Raw genomic sequence first — 7,138 nt, forward strand, 5'->3', positions numbered from 1 at the left:
CAGTTATCAGTTATCAGTTATCAGTTATCAGTTATCAGTTATCAGTTATCAGTTATCAGTTATCAGTTATCAGTTATCAGTTATCAGTTATCAGTTATCAGTTATCAGTTATCAGTTAGATAGTTGTAGGGTTTTGGGGTATTAGTTGAATTCCCCCATTTCCCCATTCCCCCATTTCCTCATTTCCCCATTCCCCCATTTCCCGAATCCTGACCTAGCATAAAAAAGACAATTTAGGAATACTTGTTAAAGAAAATTATTGAGATTTTTTATTAGTTTTCGAGGTATCTTCGGCTCCTTGGGGGAGATCGATAAAGACCTTTTCTCCAGCTTCCAACCCTGATAAAATTTGGGTTTTATCGTCTAAGACCAAACCGAGCGAAACGGGTTTAAAACTGGGTTTATTTTCGGCATCGGGAACTAAAACCCCTGACTTGCCTTCCCGGGTGACAATGGCGACAGTCGGCACGACCAGAGCATTATCTAACTGCTGGCCGACAAAAGTTACATCTACATTCATTTTCGATTTGAGTTTGTCCCGTCCCGTCACCAAACCGATTCTCACTTCAAAAGAAGTAACATTATCCTCGATAATTGCTTCAGGAGCCACGAGAATAACTCGACCTTCAAAGACTTCTTCAGGAAAAGCATCGGCGACAATTCGCACGGGTTGGCCGCGCTGTAATAAACCCACATCTACTTCCGGCACTTTCGCAATCACTTCCAATCCCGATGCTAGGGCGATAATCGAGGTGGAAGTGGCCGAAGCGGTACTAGAGGCCGAAGTGGTGGGAGTGACAAAAGAACCCTCGGTGGCGTATTTTTGGGTGACGATGCCATCAAAGGGAGCAGTAATGACCGTATCGCGGTATTGAATCTTAATTTGCTCTAAATTGGCCCTAGCAGCCGCTACAGATGATTCTAGTCGAGCAAGCTCCGTTTCTTGGGTTTTTTGGCGTTGTTCGAGGGCAAATTTCGCTTCAGCGATCGCTGCTGCCGCTCGGATCATTTCCTGCTCAATTCCCGCTACTTCTGGGGAAGCGGTTTTATCCGCTTGTTCCAAACGGCGGATCGATTCCTCTAAATTGGCCTTAGCATTGAGATATTCATTGAGGACGGCATCAAATTGGTCTTGAGCGATCGCTCCTTCCTGGACTAAATTTTCATTGCGTTTAACCCGATTTTCTGCTAGTCGAAACCGGGATTGGGCTGCTTGTACCTGAGCTTGCAGTTGGTCTAAATCTTTGGGAATTCTTTCTTTGGCCTGAGCTAAACGGGCTTCTAATTGCTTATAACTGGCCTGGGCCTGATAAAATCGGGCTTGTAATTGCCGGATATCTTCGGGAATACTGCGTTTAGCCTGTTCCAGACTGGCTAGAGCTTCCCGCAGACGCGCTTCTGACTGCATTCCTTGGGCATACACCTCTAAATTATCCATGACGGCGAGGGTTTGTCCCTTTTTAACGATCATGCCCTGATCTACCAATAATCGCACTAATCGGCCGGGGTTTTTCGGGCTAATGTTGACACTTTGGATTGGTTCCACCCTACCACTAGCTTTAATTTCCACAGCGAGGGTTTCCCGTTGAGCAGGAACGGTCATTTTCGCCAATTCTAGGGCAGGGGGAGGAGTTTGCAGCAAACGATAAGAAACCACTCCCACCGCCAGAAAACCACTAGCCATGAGTCCGAATATCCAAAATAGGGGGCGATTTGATTTTCCCAACACGGTTATTGCCATCGATCAGCCAAAAGTTAATTGGTTATATACTAACGTCTCTAGAGTTGCCTTTGTTGTTTCTTTAGCCAACAACCCCCAAGCGAGATAGACTGATTAAAAAAGGCCTATCGCGGGGGTAAACTGTGCCAAAACTTCGATTAATCATTTCTTTGCTCATTTTTTTCGTCGCTGGCAGCCCGCCAGCTTTTTCCCAAGCGCTACTCCCCTACGCCATCGAACCGGAGTTAGAACAGATGGAACAAGCGGGAATTGAAATGGCTGAGGATGCTATCCAATTAGCTCGTTTTCGCCGTACCGATGCCGCCCTTGGACGAGCTAGGTTAGCGGTGCAGTTGGCCCCCCATCTCTATCAAACTTGGTTTATTCTCGGTAGTTTATATCTGCAAGACGATCAGGTGCAACCCGGTATCCAGGCATTAAATCAATCTTTGTCCCTTGCTCCCGCCGATGCCCACGCTAATATTAAATTTTCCCTCGGTAGTGCTTATTTTCAGAATCAAGATTACCAGTCTGCTATTGCCCAGATTGAAGCGGGTTTGCAAATGAAACCCGATGTCTCCCCCGCTCTTTTTGATCTCGGTAATTCCTATCTCAAGTTAGCACAATATCCTGATGCGATCGCGGCTTACGAAAAAGCTGTTAGTCAAGATAAAAATTTTTGGCCCGCTATTAATAATATTGGTTTAGTTAAATACGAACAGGGTGACAAGGAAGCGGCTCTTAAAGATTGGCGGGCCGCTTTGAAAATTGATCCTAAACAGCCGGAACCTCAGTTAGCTATTGCGGTGGCTATTTATAGTCAAGGGAAAACTGAGGAGGGCATCAAATTAGCTCAGGCCGCTCTCACTAGCGATAGTCGTTATGTCAGTCTGGAATTTTTAGGGGAAAATCTCTGGGGTAAACGTCTTCTGCAAGATACGGAGAAAATGTTTAATCATCCTAAAATGAAAGATTTTATCGCTCGTTTACCACAACCAACCCCAGAAGCGGAGGAAGAAAATTAAGCTGATAGCAGCAAGCATTAAGATAACCCCTTAGTTAATTTGCTAGGAATTCTTGAGGCTTGCTCTAGCTAATTAGGGCTGGCTGAATATCGGTAGCAGCTTTGCTAAAAAATGGTTTTGGGACTTTATTAGCAAAACAACAAATTGTTTGCCGCAAACCCCACATACAGTACAATTATTATAGTTAAGGGTTTGAAAGGCCTAGGATGATGGCAAAGCAATCAAGGGCGATCGCGGTAACAGAACATGACAATAAGTGTCCTGAATGTCTGCACTTGGAGATTTTGGGAGAACCCCTTGCGCCTGAGTCTAAGGGTGTTTTTTCGCTTTTGAAAAAGTCTGATCCAGAGGCGTTTTCCCTATCGGTGCGGATTAATTTTAATGAGCAGTGGCTTGATTTTCGCTTTGGACGGGTTAAGTTTGGTTTGCGGGGGGGAGAGTTACGCTTAAAACTGGAGAATGGCCAAATGCCTTCTGAGTTGAGAAATGAGGCGTTGAAACAGATTTTAGCAAGGGAGTTGCAAATTGAACGTCAGTTAGGGGGAGAACAGGAAAACAAGTCTCAACTAGAAGGCTCTATAACTCCTGATTTATCGAAAGCAAGCTTAAAGGGAGTTGGAGAACAGCGTCAGAAAGAGTCCCAGGGGGATAAGTTTCAGCTTAAAATAGCGCAAATTAGTCACAAGGGAGCAAATAATCAGCCTGTGTGGGTGTTCGAGAATAGGACAGGTGAGCCTGTTTTGATTGGGGAATTAGCGGATTCCCTGGGTAAAATGTTAATTGCGGGTGTTCCCTGGAGCGTTGAAGCGACATTTACTCATGAAATGCGTCAGGTTGTGATTACGGGTTTAGAAAATTTATTTAAAGATGATATTTCTGGACACAAATTAAACGTATTTGAGTTAGCAGTAGCTAAGTTATTTTTAAAGCATAAAACCCAACCCTATCTAAGTCGTCAGGTATTACGTTATGAGTGATGCAGATTTTATTCGAGAAGTTGAAGAACTGTACCTGCGTCTTGCTAATGCAGATACAGATGATCTGGTTGAGTTAGCTAAACTTGCGGGTTTAGACCCTAAAACAGATTTAGCCGACTCTGTTTGGGTTCCCTATCCCAGCTTTGGGGAATTTCGCCAAAACACCTTAGCGGCGGTGGTGCTGACAGATTATCTAGAAGAGCATGGGATAGAGGTAGATACTGCGGCGGCTGATAATGCTCAAGTGGTACTACCCAAGCTAGGTAAACTGGAAGCTATATTGATTCCTCAAGACTCTGGTGAAGAACTGTTGGATTTAAGCCAAGTTAGGGTCGAAATTGACCTAAATCCGGCAACCCTAGCCTATATTTTAGTCGAGTTAGGGGAAGGAGGAGCTTGGTTAACTGGGGTTCTGTTGAGTTCGGATCTGCGCCAGGATTTCCCAGAAGGCGGTGCGGTGTCCTTGGCGATGAGGAAACCTATATCGGCGCTGTGGGAAGCTTACCGTCGGTGGGAAAAGTGTCAGCAAATCATGGCGCAGTATATCGATAAACAAGGCTGGTCAGCGGAACAGCGATCGGAGGTAATCACGGTGTTAAACTGGGTCTGGGACTATCGGCAGGACTATGAGCGTCCGACGCTATTAAAGGAGTTTTTAGAAGAGAAGGCCAGCGAGAATCATGAGAATTTTAAACCCTTAGTCTCGCGTCCGGAAGGGGTAAGAGAAGCAACGCCTGAGCCGTCTTCAGAGGGTGCGGTGGACTGGCTAGAGGTGGCGATGGATTTGCTTGATGAATTGGGAAAATTTATTTAAAAAATAATTATGAAAAGCATTAAAATAATCGTTGAAAAACACCCAGATGGCTATATTGCTTATCCTTTAGGTATTTCTTGTTCCAAGGCAGAGCCTTGGAACATAACATCTAAGGCTCTACCTTAAAGTAGTATTTAGGAAGAACTGGAATTTCAGTAAACAGTTATCAGTAAACAGTTATCAGGTAGAACCTGAATCAAGCGTTCCCAGGTAGAACCTGGGAACGAGATAACTAGATAAATAAGTTAAAATAGTAAAGCGATCATTAACAAAGGGGTCAACAGATGCAAAACTTATGTCAGGTTTCTTTACTAACAAGTGGACAAGAGCAAGTATTAACTATTCCTCCTGAACTTGCCTTATCAAGTACAGAGGTTTTGTTACGCAAAGAAGGTCATCGCTTAATCATTGAGCCGATTTCTTCCGGTTCTCTACTTTCTTTGCTGACTACTTTGCCAGACATTACAGACAATTTTCCTGATATAGATGAAGGGTTGCTTTCCCTTGATGACATCACATTTTAGTACCACCCAATGACCTATCAATATCTGCTTGATACTAACATCCTATCACATTTGATCAGGTATCCCCAAGGTCAGGTTTTTCAGCATATTGTGGATGTCGGCGAAGAAAGCGTTTGTACGAGCATCATTGTGGCGTGTGAATTAAGATTTGGAGTGGTTAAAAGTGGTTCCTCCCGTCTGGTGCAGCAACTAGAACGCATCCTGGAGTTCTTGACAGTTTTGCCATTAGAATCAACTGTAGATAAGCACTATGCCCTAATTCGTAAACATTTGGAGCAAGCAGGAACCCCAATCGGTCCAAATGATTTACTGATTGCTGCTCATTCTCTAGCGCTTGATCTGACTCTTGTTACCGCAAATACTCGTGAATTTGAGCGTGTGCCTGCTTTGAAGTTAGAGAATTGGTTGATTGATTCTGTAATAATTTTTGGGGGATAATTTGTCATTAATGATGTTGCTGATGATGGTTTTGGATATATTCTGCAACTACTTTTTTGCGGTTTTCTCGCAATGACAAATCAGGTGGAGCATTTTCTAAAAGATGCTGAGGATGACTTCCCCGGCGTTGTAATAAAGTTTTACGCGGTTTTAAGCTTTGCCAATGTTCGTAAATGAGTTTTTTGAGAAGTTCTTCTGAGCTAATATTCTCTTCAGAAATGATGTCCGCTAGATAGTTCTCGGTTTCTCGGTCTAGATTAATGGATAACATTATAATTTCAGGGGATAAATCAATATCTTTGATTATAGCTTAAAATCTATGATCGCACTACAGATAATCGCACTCACCCCCCATCCCCAATTGAGTTTGCTAGAGAAAAATTGGGGGTACGGGCGAAGCATTCGGATAGGAAATCTAGGGTTTCAGTAATAGGTTATTGTCCGAATGCTTCGCCCCTACTCAATCATCTAACAATCCGTCGTAACGCACCACATCTATCATTAATTTAACTACTACTTGGTGCGTTACGCTATCGAAGAGCGCACCCTACTAAAAACTCTAGATATTACCATCCTACGGACAATCCAGGGTTATTAAATCAATCACCGTTAGGCTGCTGGGAACTTCGACTATCTACGACTTTTCCAGTATCCAGGTTCTCGGCTGCAATGCATAACCGCCAAAATGAGAATGTAGTCTTGCTCGATTGTATAGAGAATTGCATAGGGAAATCTGCGTGCCATGCATCGTCGGACAGCATCATCAATAACAACATAATGAGTAGGAGATTCTCTAATTCGATAAACCGTATCCTCGATAGCATTGATAAATGCCTGTGCAACCTCAACCCGTTGCCCTGTATAGTATTGAACTGCTTCAGCATATTCAGTGAGAGCTTCAGGGTGAAATACATACCTCATGGCTCAATCAGTCGTCTAACTTGAGCCAGAGCTTCTTCCCCCGAAATTGGCTGCACAGAGCCATCCCGAACCTCGCCTCTTCGTCTTTTTGCTTCAGTCACCCAAACTGCCTGAATTGTTGAATCGGTATCGAATTCTAAGCTTTCTACCAACTTATCTGCAAGCAGCGCCCTTGATACACTAGGTAAGGACAATATCTCTTCTGTCAGTTGCTCAATTGATCCCATAGCCCGTCGCAGAATAATAAACTCTAAGCATTATTATTCTATAGCAAAATCGACTAAGTTAGTTCTTTTTTGATAAATCTTTAATTAATCTGCTATGGGCAGTGCGTTACGCTATCGAAGAGCGCACCCTACTATAATTAGACTAGAATTGAGTTTGCTAGAGAAAAATTCAGGGTACGGGCGAAGCATTCGGATAGGAAATCTAGGGTTTCAGCAATAGGTTATTGTCCGAATGCTTCGCCCCTACTCAATCATCTAACAATCCGTCGTAACGCACCACATCTATCATTAATTTAACTTCATTATAAGATATAATTAATTTGCAAGAGTTCTTATCTATCATTAATTTATTTGGTGCGTTAGCGATAGCGTAACGCACCCTACTAATAAACTACTGTAAAAATATGAAACAGTAGAATGGTAAAATGTAGGGTGCGTTAGACGGCGACAATCTCTGCTTAAACTTGAATCTAACAATCCGTCGTAACGCAC

10 protein-coding genes and 1 pseudogene are annotated in these 7,138 nt (G+C 43.3%); 7 read left to right on the forward strand and 4 right to left on the reverse strand.

The window, feature by feature from the left end:
* Positions 1–256: 256 nt before the first annotated feature.
* Entirely contained in the window at positions 257–1,741 is a 1,485-nt protein-coding gene (locus IM515_RS25420; RefSeq protein WP_287629379.1) for an efflux RND transporter periplasmic adaptor subunit, read from the reverse strand.
* Here IM515_RS25420 and IM515_RS25425 point away from each other — a divergent pair.
* The 7 genes and pseudogenes from IM515_RS25425 (at position 1,683) to IM515_RS25450 (ending at position 5,498) form a co-directional block, all read left to right on the forward strand.
* Positions 1,683–1,829 (forward strand): hypothetical protein, encoded by a 147-nt coding sequence (locus tag IM515_RS25425; protein ID WP_167341562.1) that lies wholly within the window; start codon positions 1,683–1,685, stop codon positions 1,827–1,829. The two genes, IM515_RS25420 and IM515_RS25425, sit on opposite strands and share 59 nt — an antisense overlap.
* Positions 1,830–1,863: 34 nt before the next feature.
* Positions 1,864–2,745 (forward strand): tetratricopeptide repeat protein, encoded by an 882-nt coding sequence (locus IM515_RS25430; protein ID WP_287629380.1) that lies wholly within the window; start codon positions 1,864–1,866, stop codon positions 2,743–2,745.
* A 209-nt stretch (positions 2,746–2,954) separates the two neighbouring features.
* The gene (locus tag IM515_RS25435; protein WP_287705494.1) at positions 2,955–3,722 is read left to right on the forward strand and encodes a hypothetical protein; all 768 of its coding nucleotides are present in this window, start codon (positions 2,955–2,957) and stop codon (positions 3,720–3,722) included.
* Entirely contained in the window at positions 3,715–4,536 is an 822-nt protein-coding gene (locus tag IM515_RS25440; protein WP_287629382.1) for a hypothetical protein, read from the forward strand. The genes IM515_RS25435 and IM515_RS25440 overlap by 8 nt, the downstream gene beginning before the upstream one ends.
* A 9-nt stretch (positions 4,537–4,545) precedes the next feature.
* Positions 4,546–4,611, forward strand: a pseudogene (locus tag IM515_RS26045) (type II toxin-antitoxin system HicB family antitoxin); the annotation flags it as partial.
* Positions 4,612–4,820: 209 nt separating this feature from the next.
* Entirely contained in the window at positions 4,821–5,060 is a 240-nt protein-coding gene (locus tag IM515_RS25445) for an antitoxin (protein ID WP_287629383.1), read from the forward strand.
* 9 nt (positions 5,061–5,069) lie between these two features.
* A complete protein-coding gene (locus tag IM515_RS25450; protein ID WP_002788601.1) occupies positions 5,070–5,498 on the forward strand; it encodes a type II toxin-antitoxin system VapC family toxin in 429 nt (142 codons plus the stop codon).
* Positions 5,499–5,505: 7 nt separating this feature from the next.
* Here IM515_RS25450 and IM515_RS25455 read toward each other — a convergent pair whose 3' ends face one another.
* From IM515_RS25455 to IM515_RS25465, 3 genes are all read right to left on the reverse strand, one after another.
* Positions 5,506–5,769, reverse strand: a complete 264-nt coding sequence (locus IM515_RS25455) for a hypothetical protein (protein WP_002743766.1) — start codon at positions 5,767–5,769, stop codon at positions 5,506–5,508.
* Positions 5,770–6,128: 359 nt separating this feature from the next.
* Positions 6,129–6,419 (reverse strand): type II toxin-antitoxin system RelE/ParE family toxin, encoded by a 291-nt coding sequence (locus IM515_RS25460; protein ID WP_002788600.1) that lies wholly within the window; start codon positions 6,417–6,419, stop codon positions 6,129–6,131.
* Entirely contained in the window at positions 6,416–6,646 is a 231-nt protein-coding gene (locus IM515_RS25465) for an addiction module protein (protein WP_002753232.1), read from the reverse strand. The genes IM515_RS25460 and IM515_RS25465 overlap by 4 nt, the downstream gene beginning before the upstream one ends.
* Positions 6,647–7,138: the final 492 nt, after the last annotated feature.

The sequence above is a fragment of the Microcystis sp. M44BS1 genome (assembly GCF_020244875.1).
GTDB lineage: Bacteria > Cyanobacteriota > Cyanobacteriia > Cyanobacteriales > Microcystaceae > Microcystis > Microcystis panniformis.

What these genes read in the sequence shown, in the direction of transcription:
- IM515_RS25425 (WP_167341562.1), top strand. Translation starts at nt 1,683, where the DNA reads ATGAGTCCGAATATCCAAAATAGGGGGCGATTTGATTTTCCCAACACG.
- IM515_RS25420 (WP_287629379.1), bottom strand. Translation starts at nt 1,741, where the DNA reads ATGGCAATAACCGTGTTGGGAAAATCAAATCGCCCCCTATTTTGGATA.
- IM515_RS25435 (WP_287705494.1), top strand. Translation starts at nt 2,955, where the DNA reads ATGGCAAAGCAATCAAGGGCGATCGCGGTAACAGAACATGACAATAAG.
- IM515_RS25440 (WP_287629382.1), top strand. Translation starts at nt 3,715, where the DNA reads ATGAGTGATGCAGATTTTATTCGAGAAGTTGAAGAACTGTACCTGCGT.
- IM515_RS25445 (WP_287629383.1), top strand. Translation starts at nt 4,821, where the DNA reads ATGCAAAACTTATGTCAGGTTTCTTTACTAACAAGTGGACAAGAGCAA.
- IM515_RS25450 (WP_002788601.1), top strand. Translation starts at nt 5,070, where the DNA reads ATGACCTATCAATATCTGCTTGATACTAACATCCTATCACATTTGATC.
- IM515_RS25455 (WP_002743766.1), bottom strand. Translation starts at nt 5,769, where the DNA reads ATGTTATCCATTAATCTAGACCGAGAAACCGAGAACTATCTAGCGGAC.
- IM515_RS25460 (WP_002788600.1), bottom strand. Translation starts at nt 6,419, where the DNA reads ATGAGGTATGTATTTCACCCTGAAGCTCTCACTGAATATGCTGAAGCA.
- IM515_RS25465 (WP_002753232.1), bottom strand. Translation starts at nt 6,646, where the DNA reads ATGGGATCAATTGAGCAACTGACAGAAGAGATATTGTCCTTACCTAGT.